This window comes from Flavobacteriales bacterium, assembly GCA_016713875.1.
GTDB lineage: Bacteria > Bacteroidota > Bacteroidia > Flavobacteriales_F > PHOS-HE28 > PHOS-HE28.
Window position 1 is genome coordinate 64,601 of the sequence record JADJOI010000002.1, and the last position, 16,316, is coordinate 80,916.

General features: G+C 67.2%; 13 protein-coding genes. 9 read left to right on the forward strand and 4 right to left on the reverse strand.

Annotation, left to right across the window (positions count from 1 at the left end; genetic code table 11):
• Nucleotides 1–13 precede the first annotated feature (13 nt).
• Nucleotides 14–550 carry a DUF4199 domain-containing protein gene (locus IPJ87_00435; protein MBK7940341.1) on the forward strand — a complete coding sequence of 179 codons (537 nt, stop codon included), beginning with the start codon at nt 14–16 and terminating at the stop codon, nt 548–550.
• Between the two features lie 88 nt (nt 551–638).
• Here the strand turns inward: IPJ87_00435 and IPJ87_00440 are convergent, their stop codons facing one another.
• On the reverse strand, nt 639–1,562 hold the full coding sequence (locus IPJ87_00440) for a hydrogen peroxide-inducible genes activator (protein ID MBK7940342.1): 924 nt from the start codon (nt 1,560–1,562) through the stop codon (nt 639–641).
• A 196-nt stretch (nt 1,563–1,758) separates the two neighbouring features.
• On the opposite strand from IPJ87_00440, the gene katG reads away from it, so the two are divergent.
• The 3 genes from katG (at nt 1,759) to IPJ87_00455 (ending at nt 7,222) form a co-directional block, all read left to right on the forward strand.
• A complete protein-coding gene (gene katG, locus IPJ87_00445) occupies nt 1,759–3,945 on the forward strand; it encodes a catalase/peroxidase HPI (protein ID MBK7940343.1) in 2,187 nt (728 codons plus the stop codon).
• 107 nt (nt 3,946–4,052) lie between these two features.
• Nucleotides 4,053–5,555: a hypothetical protein gene (locus IPJ87_00450; protein ID MBK7940344.1), complete on the forward strand. Its 1,503-nt coding sequence runs from the start codon at nt 4,053–4,055 to the stop codon at nt 5,553–5,555.
• Between the two features lie 14 nt (nt 5,556–5,569).
• Nucleotides 5,570–7,222, forward strand: coding sequence for a T9SS type A sorting domain-containing protein (locus tag IPJ87_00455; GenBank protein MBK7940345.1), 1,653 nt, complete (start codon nt 5,570–5,572; stop codon nt 7,220–7,222).
• Nucleotides 7,223–7,231: 9 nt separating this feature from the next.
• Here IPJ87_00455 and IPJ87_00460 read toward each other — a convergent pair whose 3' ends face one another.
• Complete coding sequence (locus IPJ87_00460; GenBank protein MBK7940346.1) at nt 7,232–7,993, reverse strand: hypothetical protein; 762 nt, start codon at nt 7,991–7,993, stop codon at nt 7,232–7,234.
• Nucleotides 7,994–8,124: 131 nt separating this feature from the next.
• Nucleotides 8,125–10,458, reverse strand: a complete 2,334-nt coding sequence (locus IPJ87_00465) for a hypothetical protein (GenBank protein ID MBK7940347.1) — start codon at nt 10,456–10,458, stop codon at nt 8,125–8,127.
• Nucleotides 10,459–10,575: 117 nt separating this feature from the next.
• Here IPJ87_00465 and IPJ87_00470 point away from each other — a divergent pair, with 117 nt between their 5' ends.
• The 4 genes from IPJ87_00470 (at nt 10,576) to IPJ87_00485 (ending at nt 14,167) form a co-directional block, all read left to right on the forward strand.
• On the forward strand, nt 10,576–11,193 hold the full coding sequence (locus tag IPJ87_00470; GenBank protein ID MBK7940348.1) for an SUMF1/EgtB/PvdO family nonheme iron enzyme: 618 nt from the start codon (nt 10,576–10,578) through the stop codon (nt 11,191–11,193).
• 21 nt (nt 11,194–11,214) lie between these two features.
• Nucleotides 11,215–11,760, forward strand: a complete 546-nt coding sequence (locus IPJ87_00475) for a TIGR00730 family Rossman fold protein (protein MBK7940349.1) — start codon at nt 11,215–11,217, stop codon at nt 11,758–11,760.
• A complete protein-coding gene (locus IPJ87_00480) occupies nt 11,757–12,452 on the forward strand; it encodes a DNA alkylation repair protein (protein MBK7940350.1) in 696 nt (231 codons plus the stop codon). The genes IPJ87_00475 and IPJ87_00480 overlap by 4 nt, the downstream gene beginning before the upstream one ends.
• A gap of 98 nt (nt 12,453–12,550) precedes the next feature.
• A complete protein-coding gene (locus tag IPJ87_00485; protein MBK7940351.1) occupies nt 12,551–14,167 on the forward strand; it encodes a PKD domain-containing protein in 1,617 nt (538 codons plus the stop codon).
• 33 nt (nt 14,168–14,200) lie between these two features.
• On the opposite strand, the gene IPJ87_00490 is transcribed toward IPJ87_00485, so the two are convergent.
• The gene (locus IPJ87_00490; GenBank protein MBK7940352.1) at nt 14,201–15,940 is read right to left on the reverse strand and encodes a DEAD/DEAH box helicase; all 1,740 of its coding nucleotides are present in this window, start codon (nt 15,938–15,940) and stop codon (nt 14,201–14,203) included.
• Nucleotides 15,941–16,059: 119 nt separating this feature from the next.
• On the opposite strand from IPJ87_00490, the gene IPJ87_00495 reads away from it, so the two are divergent.
• Nucleotides 16,060–16,311 (forward strand): hypothetical protein, encoded by a 252-nt coding sequence (locus IPJ87_00495; GenBank protein ID MBK7940353.1) that lies wholly within the window; start codon nt 16,060–16,062, stop codon nt 16,309–16,311.
• Nucleotides 16,312–16,316 lie beyond the last annotated feature (5 nt).

The window sequence follows — 16,316 nt, forward strand, 5'->3', positions numbered from 1 at the left end:
ACCGAACAACAGCATGGAACGGATCATTCTGACCTACGGCATCATCGCGGGCGTCATCGTCTCGGCCATGATGTGGATCACCCTCGGCGACGGCAAGCACGACTTCGAGAACGGCGAACTGATCGGCTACACCACGATGGTGATCGCCCTCAGCGCCATCTTCTTCGGGGTCCGCACATACCGGGACAAGCACCTCGGTGGCGGGATCACCTTCGGTCGGGCTTTCCTCATCGGCCTATCCATCACCGTGGTGGCCTCCACGCTGTACGTCGCTTCGTGGATGATCATGAGCGCCACGATGGAGCAGGACTTCATGGCCAGCTATATGGAGCACACCCGGTCGAAGCTGGAGCGCGATGGTGCTTCGGCGGAGGAGGTCGATGCGCAGATGGAGGAGATGCGGGTCTTCGGAGAGCTGTACAAGAACCCGTTGGTGAAGATCGGCTTCACGTACCTGGAGATCCTGCCGGTGGGCCTGCTTGTGAGCCTCCTGTGCGCGGCGATGTTGAAGCGCAAGGCTCCTGAAAGCGGGCAATGGACCCCCTTCTGACAGGATCTCCGATCGTGCCGCCCAGGGGTGGGGATCTCCACTGCGGGCCTTATCCCGGTGTCGCGGAAGTGAACCGTGTGGCGTACGATCACACCCCCACCGGCACCACATCGCTTACCATGGTGCGGAAGCGTCGTGGCACGGCACAGGTGATCGCGTCCGCCAGTGCATTGAGCGCTTTCCGACGAACAAAGGGTTTGCGCACCACCAACACCACCTCGCGCACGGGTTCGGGGGCCTCGAAGCGCCCCACGTTCTTCTCGTCCGGTCCCACCGAGAGCTCGGGCACCAGGGTGATGCCGCTGCCGCTCGATACCATGCGCTTGAGCGTTTCGATGCTCCCGGTGCTGTAGTGGATGTTGTCGTGCCCCGCCGCACTGGGCTGCTGGCACACACGCAGCACCTGGTCGCGCAGGCAATGGCCCTCGCTCAGCACCCACAGCGGTGCCCTGCGCAGGTCCTTCGCGGTGATGCGCCTGCGCTTCAGCAGGGCATGGCCCTCGGGCAGGTAGGCCAAGAAGGGCTCGTGGAAGAGGGTGATGGCCTCGAGGTCGTCGCTTTCAACCGGGCCGGCGAGGATGCCGATATCGAGCTGGCCGCTGCGCAGCGCCTTCAGGATGCGGCCGGTGGTGCGCTCATCGATCGCCAGCCGGGCCTCCGGGTGCGCCTCCGCGAAGCGCGCCAGGAACAAGGGCAGCAGGTAGGGCGCCAGTGTGGGCAGGATACCGATGCGATAGGTGCCCGTGGTGCCCGTGCGCAGCTCTTTCACCAGGTCCTTCAGCTGACCGGCCTCGCGCAGCACCACACGTGCCTGGTCGATCAACGCGGCGCCCTCGCCAGTGGGTCGGGCGGGCTGGGCCTTGCGCTGGAAGATGGTGACGCCCAGCTCGTCCTCGAGCTTGCGCACCATCATGGTGAGGGTAGGCTGCGTGACGTGGCAGTGGCGCGCGGCCTTGCTGAACTGGCCGGTGTCGGCCACGGCCACGATGTAATGGAGCTGCTGCAGGGTCATTCGATGCTGTCGATACAGGCATCGAAACTATCGAAACCGTCGATGATGCCCGTCAGGGTAGCTTCGCACGGTCGCGCCCACCTTTCGAGCGCATTACGAACGAACGGACCAACTCATTCAACCCCTGTCACACGATCATCCCCACGCCACGCTCGAGGCCGGCCATCCCGCCAGCGGCGCTGGCAAATGCCCTGTCATGCACGGCGCGCAGCGCTTCCCCGTCGCAGGCCGCGGCACCGGCAACCGCGACTGGTGGCCCAATGCACTGAACCTCGGCATCCTGCACCAGCACCAGCCGGTGAGCAACCCGATGGATCCAGGCTTCAACTACGCCGAGGCGTTCAAGAAGCTCGACCTGAAGGCGGTGAAGGCGGACCTCACCAAGGTCATGACCGACTCGAAGGACTGGTGGCCGGCCGACTGGGGCCATTACGGCGGCCTCATGATCCGCATGGCCTGGCATGTGGCCGGCACCTACCGTACGGCCGACGGTCGTGGCGGCGCGGGCACCGGCAACCAGCGCTTCGCCCCGGTGAACAGCTGGCCCGACAACGGCAACCTCGACAAGGCGCGGCGCCTGCTGTGGCCCGTGAAGCAGAAGTACGGCAACAGCCTCAGCTGGGCCGACCTGATGATCCTGGCAGGGAACGTCGCGCTGGAGAGCATGGGCTTCAAGACCTTCGGCTTCGGCGGTGGCCGAGAGGACATCTGGGCGCCCGAGGAGGACATCTACTGGGGCGCCGAGCGTAAGTGGCTGGGCGACCATCGCTACAGTGGTGAGCGCGACCTGGAGAACCCGCTCGCTGCGGTTCAGATGGGCCTCATCTACGTGAACCCGGAAGGTCCCAACGGCGTGCCCAGCGCGGTGGCTTCCGGACGCGACGTCCGCGAGACCTTCAAGCGCATGGCCATGAACGACGAGGAGACCGTGGCCTTGGTGGCCGGCGGTCACACCTTCGGCAAGGCGCACGGCGCAGGCGACGCGGCACTGGTCGGACCCGAACCCGAGGCAGCGCCGATCGAGGCCCAAGGCTTCGGCTGGATCAGCAAGCACGGCAGCGGCAAAGGCGTGGACACCATCACCAGCGGCATCGAGGGCGCGTGGAAGCCGAACCCCACGAAGTGGGACAACGGCTACTTCGACATGCTCTTCGGCTACGACTGGGACCTGATGAAGAGCCCCGCCGGCGCCTGGCAATGGGTGGCGGTGAACTGCAAGCCGGAGCATATGATCCCCGATGCGCACGCGGACCGTCCCGGCGCAGACGGGAACAAGAGCAAGAAGCATCCGCCCATGATGACCACAGCGGATCTCTCCTTGCGCTTCGACCCGATCTATGAGCCGATCGCGCGCCGCTTCCACAAGGACCCGCAGGCCTTCGCCGATGCCTTCGCCCGCGCCTGGTTCAAGCTCACGCACCGCGACATGGGCCCGAAGAGCCTCTACCTCGGGAGTGAAGTGCCGAAGGAGGAATTGATCTGGCAGGATCCCGTTCCCGCTGGCACCACCCTCAGCGATGCCGATGCGACCGCGCTGAAGACGAAGGTGCTCGCCAGCGGCCTCAGCGTGAGCGAGCTGGTGTCGGCCGCGTGGGCCAGCGCCAGCACCTTCCGCGGCAGCGACAAGCGCGGTGGCGCCAACGGTGCGCGCGTGCGCCTCGCCCCGCAGAAGTTCTGGGAGGTGAACGATCCCGCGCAATTGAGCAAGGTGCTCAGCGCGCTGGAGAAGGTCCGGTCCGAGTTCAACGCTTCGGGCAAGAAGGTGTCGATGGCCGACCTGATCGTGCTGGGTGGATGCGCTGCGGTGGAGAAGGCCGCGAAGGATGCTGGCCACAACGTCACCGTGCCCTTTACCAGCGGCCGCGGCGATGCCGGCCAGGAGCAGACCGATGTGGAGAGCTTCGCCGTGATGGAGCCCCAGGCCGATGGTTTCCGCAACTACCAGAAGAAGATGATGAGCGTGCCGGCCGAGGAGATGCTCGTGGATCGCGCCCAGCTGCTCACGTTGAGCGCGCCGGAGATGACGGTGCTCGTGGGCGGCCTGCGCGTGCTGGGCGCCAACTCCGGTGGCAGCAAGCACGGCGTGTTCACCGCGCGACCTGGTCAGCTCACCAACGACTTCTTCGTGAACCTGCTCGACATGGGCACCACGTGGACCGCGCTCAGCAACGGTCACACCGGCACTTACGAGGGCCGCGACCGCAAGAGCGGAGAACTGAAGTGGACCGGCACCCGCGTGGACCTCATCTTCGGCAGCAACTCGCAACTGCGTGCGCTCGCCGAGGTGTACGCCCAGAACGATGGCCAGCAGAAGTTCGTGAAGGACTTCGTGAAGGCGTGGGTGAAGGTGATGGAACTGGACCGCTTCGATCGGAAGAAGTAAGCGGGATCGGGAGCTGAACGTGGAGAAGGCGGTCCGCAGGGGCCGCCTTCTCCGCTTCGTCCGGCGGTGGAGCGGACCGGATCGCCGGAAGGGATCGATCTTCGTGCATGCGCGCAGCGCTGATCAACGGTGCGGGTGACCTGGGCGGACGTGGACGGATCGGGATCGTCCTCGTGGGCACGCTGGTGCGCGCGTGGTTCGGTTGGTCGCACCAGCTGTGGGAACTGGCCCCGGACCAGGCCGCCTGGGACCTGGCGTTGGCCGATGTGGCCCGCCACGGTCTGCCCGGGTTCAAGCACCTGATCCACTATCCGCACGAAGGCGGGTCACTGCCGTTATCGCTGCTCGCCTTGCTCTGTGCGGTGATCCCGGGGCCGGTGCCACCCCTGAGCTGGGCGGCCTTGCTCGTGGACGCGCTGGTCCGGTATCTCCAGATCGGCTGGGCCGCCCGCTTGTTCGGGCCGCGCACGGGGCTGGTCTTTGGCGTGTGGACCGTGCTGGCCGTTCCGGCGATGCTGCCGTGGGCCACGGTGAACTTCGGGCTGCATGCCTTGATGGCGTTCGCGCCGTTCGCCGTGGCCGTGATGCTGAAGGAAGGTGCCAGGCCCTTCCGCACGGGTCTGGTGATCGGCGGCCTGGCGTGCCTGGCCTATGACGTGTGGGTGCTGCTGCCGGCCTGCATGGCGTGGTCGCTGATGGTGGATCGCGGACGCTCCCCCCGAGCCTGGGCCGCCCTGCTCGCCGGTGCGGTCCTGGCCTTCCTTCCCCATGCCCTCGTGCGGCTCACCGTCGACCAGGGATTCGGACTGGAGCAGTGGGCAACGCTGTCGGTGCGTGGTGCGGAACGATCGGAACTGGACCCACGCGACTGGCCCGTGCGGTTCGTATCGATCTGGGCGGATGTGATACCGGGTTCGTTCACCATGGGCCCCGTGACCGACCCCGAGGTGCGCACGATCGCGTGGTGCGTGCTTCCCGCGCTCTTCGTCGGAACGGCGGTCTCGCTGATGCGTTCCGGGCGAGCCGCCGCCGCGGCCGGTGCCTTCGTGCTCGCGTTCACCGCGGCCATGGCCGTGCTGCCCTTGTTCACCATCCGGGCCGATGGCGCCGGGATCATCCACTACCGGTACGTTCCCTTCATCCTGCCCCTGCTCGCCCTGCTGGTGGTGGACGGAGCGCACAGGATGGGGCGGTGGTGGAAGGGCGTGGCGTTGGCCTGGGTGACGGGGTGTGCGGCGCTCTCCATCGCGTACATGGCCCGTACCCCGGTGGCGGCCCGTACGAACGATGAGGCCACGGGCTGGGTGCTGGGCCGCAAGTATGGCGAGCGGCCCGGCGACCTCCTGCGGATGATGTCGCTGCTGGATCCCGATCGACGGCCGCACTTCCTCCGGGGCTGCGGCTGGGGCACCGCGGCGGCATTGTTCGACGGACGAGGTTCATGGGACCGGGAGGCGATCGAGCGTGGCCGCGCCCTGCTGTCCGCCTACCCATCCGAGGCACAGGCCGAGGTGTGGCCCGGGGTGGAGCGGGCCTTCGACCCCGCGGTGACGCCGCGGCTGGACCCTGCGATCCTTGAGGCGATCCGCGTGCAGGCGCCAAGGCGGTAAGGTCCGTCCCGCGGATGTCGAGCCCGCGAGCGGAGATCCCCCAGCACGCCATGGACCGCCTGCACTACCTTGATCATCGAATGAACGGAGGCCCGACGATCGCCGCGTGCTGCGCGCGGTCCCTCATGGGGGTATGCATCGGCATCGCCGCCGCCGCCCAGCCGCAGTTCACCTCGTATGTGCACTACGGCTATTCCGGTGGACAGGTCAACGCGGTGATCGAGGCCACCAACGGGGACCTGGTCATCGCCGGCAACGGCACGGAGGTGGGCAACTCCGATCAGGTCGCCGTGCGGTTCACGGCCGGCGGGGCGCTCGCCTGGGGCCTGACCTATTACGGGGGCACCGGATGGTCCGAGGTCATCACCGATGGAGTGGCCGATGCGGACGGAGGCGTGATCCTGGTCGGCCACGTCCTGGAGACGGCGACGCAGCGGATGCACCTGTCGCTCTTCAAACTGGATGCCGCCGGTGACGTGGTGTGGAGCCATCGCTACCGCGCCTACGATCCCGATGAGGCGGTGATCGCACGCAGCCTGCGCCGCGACGCGAGCGGTGCGCTGCATGTCCTGGGCTCCTGCGGCAGCGATCCGGACACGCGCGATCTCTTCCTCATGAAGGTCGACCCGGTGGGCAACCTCCTTTGGGCCCGGGCCTTCGGTTACTCCGGTCAGGACGAGGCCAGGGACCTGGTGCTCATCCCCGGTGCCGGTTACGCCGTCGCGGCGGCGACCAAGTATGAGCTATCGCGCATCGCGCTCCTGGACACGATGTGCGCCGTGCTGCAGGACCGTGTGTGGGTCCTGCCGGATACCACGCTCACCGTGCACAGCCTGCAGCGCGGCCCGGACGGTCGCCTGTCGTGGTCCGGCGTGTACATGGACTCCACGTTTTACAGGGGGGCGTTCCACATGGAGATGGACAGCCTGGGCGGTGCGATGGCGGCACAGGCCTACCGGGACGATGCGGGCAGCGAGCTCTGGATCCGCGACCATGTGCTGCTTTCCGACGGCGACCGCTTCCTGGTGGGGGAGGAGGAGAGCGCATCGGGGTTCGATGAGTCGACCCCGTTGATCCGGATCGATCCGACGGGGGCCGTGGTCTCCAGCATCTACACCGGCGGGCACCAGGAACTGAGCCGATGCGTCATCACCGTCTCAGACGGAGGGATCGCCTGCGGGGAGACACGACGGACCGATGACAATGTGCATCAGGCGTTCCAGGTGAAGAAGCTGGATGCGGACGGCCTTCCCGCTTGCGAGGTGCAGTCGCTCGCGCTCACCCGCACCGCTCACCTGCCCGATACGCTGTCGTTCCCCTTGGAGGCGCTCGGGGCCAAGCCGATGCTGCGGGTCGATCGCCCGCTCACCACCTGGCCCTTGAACATCTTCATGGACGGCTGTTCCACGATCGGCATCGCAGGGCCGGAGAACGTCGCCGAGCCGGGCATCCATCCCGCTCCGGCGACCGACCGCCTCACGATAACCGGCATCCACGGCAACGTCCTCGTCCGGATGTACGACATGAACGGCAGGCTGGTGCTCGATCAGCGGCAGCTCGGATCCACCACCGTGGACGTGAGCGCGCTTCCCGGCGGCTGTTATGCCGTGCACATCAGCGCGGACCAGGTCGTGTGGCGCACGTCGGTGGTCATCGCGCGCGACTGACCGCACCGGCTACTGCTTGTTGAAGCGCACCGACCGGCCCGTGCCGGTGATCGCGTAGGTGCCGGCGGCCAGTCCCGACACATCGAGCGTGCGGAGCGGGGCCCCGTTGACGTCGGAAAGGAGGGCGATGGCGCGTCCATCCGGGCCGATCAGGGTCAGTGGTCCGGGCTCCTGCTCCGGCCATTCGATCATGATCCGGTCGGTGCAAGGGTTCGGGAACACGGACAGGCCCGTGCGTCCGCCGGTCATGGTTCCGATGGCATTGGTACCGCTCACCACCACCGTGAAGTCGTTGAAGTTGCCGTATTGGAAGTTGCCGCACGGGCCATACCCGTTCGTGTTGGTGTCCAGGAAGCCGTCCGATCCCCACGGTGCGATCACGCGCATGCGGTAGCTGCCGGGCGGCGTGTTGGCCGGCAGGCTGATGGAGAAGCTGTACGTGTAGCTGGGCGAACCGCCCACGTAGCTGTAGTAGAGGTTCTCGGTGTCCTCGAAGGCGCCGTTGTTGTCCAGGTCCACCCACACGGCGCAGCCGGTCCAGTTGCCGCTGGTCACGGTCATCGGTTCGGCCACACCGGGCGTAAGGGTCGTGCTGAGGGTCGTGAAGTCGCTGGTGTTGCAATCACTGCCGGCCGTCCAGTTGATGGTGCCGAGGCTGAGGCTCTGGTTCTGCCAGCTGAAGCAGCCGTTCACGAAGCTGGGGGAGCAGTATTGCGCGCCGGCGGTCAACGCACCGAGCAGGAGGGTGAGGGTGGCGTAGCAGTGGTGCATACGGATGGGGTTGTGGGGTGAAAGTACCACGGATCCGGTCACGCGCCAGGGCCATGGGGCGGTGCGTGACGAACGGACCCGGGAGGGATCGCTCCGCTCCCGGGTCCGTGGCGCCGGTCGGCGGACAGGGCTCACTCCACGGCGAAGCGCACGGTGCGCACCCGTCCCTCGACCGAATAGAGCTGGAGCACGTGCAGGCCGGGGGCCAGACCGTGCAGGGGCACCGACAGGCGGCCGCGCGTGAGCGCCAGGCCTTGGTGGCGGAGCAGGCGGCCGTCGGCGGCGGCGATGGACCAGCCCGTCACCTCCAGGTCCGCGGGCAGCAGCACCTCGATGCGGTCGCGCGCGGGATTGGGGAAGACGCTGATGGGCTGTGCAGGCGCGAGTGCGGCCACCGCCGTGGGCGCCGTCACCACCACGGTGGCATCGGGCGTGCGGATGGGCGGGTTGAGGTCGAAGAAGATGTCGGCCACATTGGTGATGGTGGTGCCGACCACGGGCACCTGGTCCGGCGCGATGCGGAAGGCAAAGAGCCCCTGGCTGGCGGCCATGTTGGTGCCGCTGTCGGGCAGCAGGATGTTGCTGAAGGTGACGCGCAGCACGCCCTGTGCGCTGAGCTGGTAGGTGTAGGGATGCGAGGCGCCGAGCACCGTGAAGCTGGCCACGGAGAACAGGTCGGGCAGCGTGTCGGTGAGCACGACGGTGAAGGCCGTGTCGTTGCCGGTGTTCTGGAAGCGGATGGTGTAGTCCAGCCAGCTGTCCTCGGCGGGATAGTACTCGGTGTCGCTGAGCCCGCTGCTGGTGCGCACGAGCTTGTCGTTGGGGTCGTAGCTGCCGGTGATGGTGCGGATCACAGTGGAGCTGTTGTTGCTCAGGTCCACTTCGGCGCTGTCGTGCACCACGGTGACCACCGCGCCGAGCTGGGTGCCGATCAGCAGGGGATCCGGCGGCAGGGTGGCCCCGACCTGGAAGGACCAATACGACATCGCCTGAAGGCCGTCGGGCAGGGTCCAGCTGAGCGTGTTCCCGATGATGCTCGTGGGCGCGGGCTGGATGGAGGTGACCGAAAGCAGGCTGGGAAGCTCGCAGGTGACGGTGATGCCTGCGCTGGCCGAACCGGAGAGGTTGATGGCTGAGCCCAGGAGCGTGGTCGCGAACCCCGGGCGTACCGCGCCCAGCTCAGCGAAGGCCACCAGATCGAGCGTGTCGTTCAATCCGCTCAGGGAAAGTGTCCAGGTCTTGATCGAAGACGTATCCGTGTCGATCGTGATCGTGTTCGTCGCGGCCGGGAGCGTGTTCACCACGATGCTTCCGAACGGGCTTAGGCCGCAACCGGCGGTGAGGTCGGCGAATGAGCTGGAGACATGCGCCACCGATCGCGGTTGTCCCGCCGGTTGACGGACCGCGATGAGGCTGTCGCCTTCGGCGGCCAGGGCGTTCCAGGGGCTGTTGTTGTTCGTCCACCAACTGTTCATGCTGTACCCGTCGGCTGTGAATTGGAGCAGATACCAGCCATGCCTGCCGAGCAGGGTGCCGTCAGGTAGTTCCACCGCCGCTTCCGGCGACTCCCCGAATTCTCGTCGCCAGAGCAGCTGTCCGCTGGCGTCGATCCGCATCAACTCTCCGGTGGCGCTTCTGCCCGAGAGCAAGTGATCACCGTTGGCCAACGGGAGCGCATCATGCATGTAGCCGCCCCAGGGGGACGGCTCCGCGACATGTCGTGCGTACTGCACCGTTCCGTTCGCATCCACATGGAAGTAACCGAAACGTCCGATCGAGAATACCGAACTGTCCCCGAAGTAGCCATGGAACCAGCTGCCGTCCGGGTGTAGCGCGGACTCCCCGTGTTGATGGATCAGGCCGTGATCGATGTACATGCGGCAGGAAAGCGGTATGCCGTTCGGATCCAGCGTCACATGATGCACTTGATGCTCGTTCATGAACTGGCACGCATATCCCCCGGTCTGCAGGGCGACGATGTCCACCAGACGATGACCGTATTGGTCGTTGCCCCACCCCACCCCCGGACTGTTGGTGGTGTCCAGCAGCATGTAGATGCGCGCCCATTGCACCAGTCCGTTCACGTCGAGCTTCACCATGTACTGGTTGTGGTACCTGACCATGGGTAAGCCGTGATCGAGGTCGCCGGCCACCATCAGGCCCCCGTCCGGAGTGGCCACCACCTGTGCGCTCGCCATGCGGATGTCCGGGTTGGTGGGAAGCAGGTGCTTGAACCAGATCATCGCCCCGCCGGGGTCGCTGCGGCTCACGTTGACCCCGCGGGAAGAGCGGTTGCCGTTCGGGTGGATCGGTACACCGACCGCCACCAGCCCGTTGGTCAGGAAGGCCACATCGCCGGTGCCGGTGTTCCGCTGGACGGGGTCGAATCCGAGGTCCGTCTGCACGCATTGGGCGCTGGTGGTGGCCGCGAACAGGAGCGGGGCGAGGAGGACGGAGAGGCGCATGGGGTTCCGTTTGAGGTTCGAATCTAGCCGGCCTGCCCGATCGCTCCGCCCGGCGCGAAGCCTGCATTATCAACAGATCCCGAACACAGCGCGGGAACTGTTGCGATCTTGCGGCCCATGCGGTCCATCTTGTTCCTGCTCGTGGCGGTCGGCGTTCAACCACTGGACGCGCAGACCTTCACCGCGTTGCCTTCGGGCCGGGTGCGTGTGGGCGAGCTGCTGCTCAACCGCGACAGCTGCACGATCGACGTTGAGGCCTTCGCCATCAGCGCACCGGTGGCGGTGGAGGAGTACCGGGCCTTCGTGGCGCACTTCGCCAAGAGCGCTGGTGCGCGGCAGAGCGATGCGGGCGGCGCGGCGGTGAACCTCACCTGGGTGGAAGCGGCGGCCTATTGCCGGTGGCTCGGTCAGCGCGATGCATCCAAGGGCTTCTCCTACCGACTGCCCTGGCTGGGCGAATGGCTCCTCGCCCGGCAGCAGGGCATCATCGCTCCGGAGGGACCGGGATGCTGGCTGCTCAACGCGAAGGACGACAGCGGCCTCACCTGCCAGCGTTTCGGATACGCCTACCAGTGCACCGAGGGCGATCCCTTCTCCCGGCGGCGCAAGATGGTGGCCTTCGGCGATGCGGTGCAGCATCCCGCCTTCGGGGTGCAGGAGGACCGCTGGGACTTCATCGCCTACCCCGATGTGGGCTTCCGCGTGGTGCGTGAGGTGGTGCGGACAGGACCTTGAGCGGGCTGCTTACTTTGCCGCATGGTGCATGTCGCGGTCTTCTGCGGAGCCTCCTCCGGGCGTGATCCGCGCTACGCGGCCGTGGCCGCGCAGGTGGGCACCAGCCTCGCCCGTCGCGGCCTTGGCGTGGTGTACGGCGGCGGCCACGTGGGCCTGATGGGCGCCGTGGCCGATGCGGCGATGGCGGCGGGCGGCCGCGTGGTGGGCGTCATCCCGGGCTTCATGACCGAACGCGAGCTGGCGCACGACCGTGTCAGCGAGCTCATCACGGTGAAGGACATGCACGAGCGCAAGCTGGTGATGCACGAGCGCAGCCAGGCCGTGATGGCGCTGCCCGGCGGCTTCGGCACGCTGGACGAGCTCTTCGAGCTGCTCACCTGGCGCCAGCTGGGCCTGCACGCCAAGCCCATGGGCCTGTTGAACGTCAACGGTTTCTACACGCCGCTGCTGGAGCAGATGGCGCGGATGGAGCGGGACGGCTTCCTGCATGGCAGCACACGGGTGCTGTCGCACGAGGCCGTGGAGCCGTTGATCGACCTGCTGCTGGCCCACATCATCCGGCCATGAGCGGCGGCCAACGACGCACGGCCGTGCATCCCTGGCTGAAGTCGCTCGGCGACCTGTTCGAGGCGCACCGCTGCCCCGCCAACGCCGCGGCCATGGAGGCGTACATGAAGCACGTCGCGCCCTTTTTCGGCATCAAGGCCCCGGACCGCCGCGCGCTGCTGAAGGTCCACACGGCTGAGCACGGAACACCTGCGGCCGCGGAGCTGCCGGCCATCGTGCGTTCGGCCTTCGCACAGCGCGAGCGGGAGTGGCATCACACTGCGGTGGACCTGCTGATGAAGCAGGCCAAGTGGTTGACGCCCGAAGACCTTCCGCTGGTGGAGGAGCTGATCACCACGATGAGCTGGTGGGACACGGTGGATGCGCTCGCCGTGCATGTGGTGGGCGTGATCCTGAAGCGTCATCCGAAGGTGATCGGTACATGGAACAGGCGCTGGATCGGCAGCAAGGACCTCTGGCTCAACCGCACGGCGATCCTGTTCCAGAACCGGTGGAAGGACGACACCGACCGTACGCTGCTCTTCGCGAACATCACACGGCACGCGGCGCATCCGGACTTCTTCATCCGCAAGGCGATCGGCTGGTCGCTGCGCGAACTGGCGGCCACCGATCCCGCGGCGGTGAAGGCTTTCGTGGCGCGACAGCCGATGTCGCCGCTCAGCCGACGTGAAGCGCTGAGGAAGGTCGGTTGATCGGTGGGAGGCCGCGCCCGCTCGATCGGGCGGTGCGACCGCGGATGCGACCGTAGGTCGTTCCGTCAGGATCCTAGCTTTGTCCGGAATCCACCCACATGCGCACTTCCCTGCTCTTCGCCGGCCTGGGGCTGGTGGTCGACCTCGGAGCCCAGGTCACCTACACCCAGACCCTGCCGCTCATGCAGTCGGTCTATTCCTGGACGACGTTCGACTTCACGGCCACACCGCCGACCACCGGTCCGGGGACGCTGAGCTGCCAATGGCTTGCCTGCTGGATGTCCGGCTTTGGCGGCAACGAGATCTGGATCGAGTTCGAAACGGCCGGCGGCTGGCAACAGGTGCTCTATCAGGGGGGCAACGTTTCGGAATGCACCTACCTGCCCGCATCCAGCGTGGTCAGTGCGGCGGTGCTGGGTGAGGCGATCGCGTTCGGCGGAGGGCAGATCCACGGACGCTTGCGGGCCACGGATAACTGTGTGGCCGGTTGGGGCTGTTCGTTCAGCAGCGACCCCAACGTCAACGCCCTGACGCTGGAGTACACCGCGCACGAGGCCGACTTCAGCGTCGTCGATCCGGGGATCTGTCCGGGTTCCACGGTGCAGTTCACCGACGAGAGCATCAATACCCCGACGAGCTATGCGTGGAGCTTCCCGGGCGGCTCCCCGGCGACGAGCACGCTGCAGAACCCGGTGGTGCAGTACGCTGCACCGGGCACCTTCGACGTCACGTTGATCGTGAGCACGGTCAACGGACCGGACACCCTGGTCCGTCCGGGATACATCACCGTCCATCCGCCGCCACTGGCCAATGCGGGCGTGGACGAGGCCGTGTGCGCAGGCGCAAGCGCGCAATTGCAGGCGAGCGGTGGACTCACCTATCAGTGGTTCCCACCCACTGGTCTGGACGATGACCAGGTCGCCGATCCCGTGGCGACCCCCGCCGTGACGACCTCCTACACCGTGCTGGTGACCGATGCGAACGGCTGCCAGGCGAGCGATTTCATGATCCTCAGCGTGCAGCCCCTGCCGCTGGTGGTGGCTTCCGCCGGGAACAACAGCATCTGCCTGGGGGATACCGCCTTCATCGTGGCCACCGGTGCACAGCTTTATCAGTGGTCCCCCAACCTCTTCATCAGCGGCACGAGCGGAGCCTCCGTGCTCGCCTGGCCCACCAGCACCTTCACCTGGGCGGTGACCGGCACGGATGTGTTCGGGTGCACCGGGGAAACGACCGTGACCCTTCAGGTGAACCCGGCACCCGCGGCACCGGTCGTGACCTTGAACGGACCGGAGGTCGCCACCACCGCGGTCGCGGTGGGCTATCAATGGTACCTCAATGGCCAGCCGATACCCGGGGCGGACGCACAGAGCTGGATGCCCGCCGTCAACGGCAACTACAGTGTGGTCATCACCGATGCCAACGGGTGCTCATCGCAGAGCCTGCCGGTGTACTTCGGCACGGTCGGCGTGGAGCCGGCCATGGAGCAGGAACTGCGGCTCTGGCCTCAGCCGGCGGCCGATCGGCTCACGGTCTCGGGTGTGTCCGGAACGTGGCCTGCACGCCTGCTCGACGCCACCGGACGCGTGCGGTGGGAGGGTGTCCTGGAGGTGCCGCGCACCGCGATCGACATCCACGGATGGGCCCCGGGCCTGTACCTGCTGGACGTTGATCGTGCCGGCGGCCGACAGACCCTTCTGGTGCTGGTGCGCTGACGGCGTGACGCCCTGCGGAAGCTCGCGTGATCTTCACCACTTCCGCGAACCGCCCTTCGCCGCGTAGGGCTTGGAGCCCCGGTGGGGCTTCTTCGGAGCGTAGCCCTGGCGCGGTGCTTCGGTGCGGCGGGGTTTGTCGCCACCGCCCTGGGCGCCCTGCGCTTCGTCCACACGCACCTTGCGGCCCCGGTGGTCGGCGCCCTTGAACGCGTTGAAGACCTGATCGAACCAGGCGGGCTCGATGTCGATGAAGGAGTACACGTCCTTGATGAGCATGCGGCCGATGTGCTCGCCACCGATGCCGCTCACCCCGCAGATGTAGCCGAGCATCCGGCCCTTGTCGAAGCCGTCCGCGCTGCCCAGGTTGATGAAGAGCTGCCGGCCGGTGGCGAAGCGTTCGCGTGAGCTCTGCCGCTCGGTGCGCGCGCTGTGGTCCTTGCGGCTCATGTCGATGTTGAGGTCGTACGCCTCGCGGAACTGGTCCAGGATGCGGGCGAACGTGACGCTCATGAACCGCTGCAGGAGCGCGTCGCGGTCCAGGTCCTTCAGTTCCTCTTGCGCCACGGCCATCAGGTCGGCCAGGGCCTCGTGCTCCACATCGGCCTCTTTCAGGCGGCGCAGGAAGGAACGCAACTGGGCCCGTCCGATGTCGGCCCCACCGGGCACCCGCACATAGGTGAAGTGCGTGTTCAGCATGCGCTCGAGCTGACGCACCTTGGGCACATCGCGCACGCCCAGGATGCTCAGCGAGATTCCGGTGCGACCGGCGCGGGCGGTGCGACCGCTGCGGTGAGTGTAGCTCTCGGCCTCGCCGGGCAGGTCGTAGTGGATCACGTGCGTCACATCGTTCACGTCGATGCCGCGCGCGGCGACATCGGTGGCGATGAGGAGCTGCAGCGAGCGTGCACGGTAGCGGCCCATCACGTGGTCGCGCTGGGCCTGGCTGAGGTCGCCGTGGATGGCATCGGCCACGTAGCCCTCCTTCACCAGCTGGGTGGCCAGCTCCTGGGTCTCATGCTTGGTGCGGCAGAACACGATGGCGAAGAGGTCGGGGTCGGCATCCACGAAGCGCTTGAGGGCGGCGAAACGGTCGCGGGCGTGCACCACGCAGTATTGGTGCTGGATGGCGGAGGCCGTCACGTTGCGTTCGCCCACCTGCACCTCCTCGCTGTTGCGCATGTACCGCTTGGCGATATGGCGCACCTCGCTGCCCATGGTGGCGCTGAAGAGCCAGGTGCGCTTCTCGGCCGGGGTGTTGCTCAGGATGTCGGTGAGGTCCTCCTGGAAACCCATGTTGAGCATCTCGTCGGCCTCATCGAGGACCACGGTGGACACATGGGACAGGTCGACGGCCTCGCGGCCCAGCAGGTCGAGCAGGCGGCCCGGGGTGGCCACCACCACGTGGGCGCCGCGCTGGATGGCGCGCATCTGCTCGCGGATGTTGGCCCCGCCGTAGACGGCCACGGGGCGTACGCCGTTGAGCTCGGCGGCAAAGCGCTCCAGGTCGCCCGTGATCTGCACGCAGAGTTCGCGCGTGGGCGCCAGCACCAGGGCCTGCACGCGGCGGAGCGCGGGGTCGATGTTCTGCAGCAAGGGCAGGCCGAAGGCGGCCGTTTTACCGGTGCCCGTCTGGGCCAGCACCACCACATCGTGGTCGCTGTTCAGCAGCAGGGGGATGGCGCGTTCCTGGACGGGGGTGGGGGTGTGGAAGCCCAGCGTGCGCAACGTGGACAGGAGCTCGGGCCGGAGGCCCAGCGCATCGAAGGAGGACATGGGGAGGTGGGGGTTCGCCATCGGCGACGGAACGCCGGAACGGGCGTGCGGACCAACGGCGGCGCGAAGGTACGGCACCGCGCCCGGAGGCCAAGGCCGCCCGGCTATCTTTGGCCGCCATGACCGGCCTGATGCTGTTGAGCGCCACCGGCACCCTGCGGATCATCCTGATCCTGGTGGTGGTGTGGCTGGCGCTGCGCCTGGTGCTGCGCATGCAGCAGGCGCGCCAGGGCCGCCCGCCCGGCACCCACTGGGCCGCCCGCGACGAACGCTCCCGCGGCGACGTGCGTGTGGAACGGGCCGATGATCGCCGAGGCGCACAACACAGCGGCGGCCGTATCGAGGACGCTGACTACGAAGAGATCCGCTGACCCCT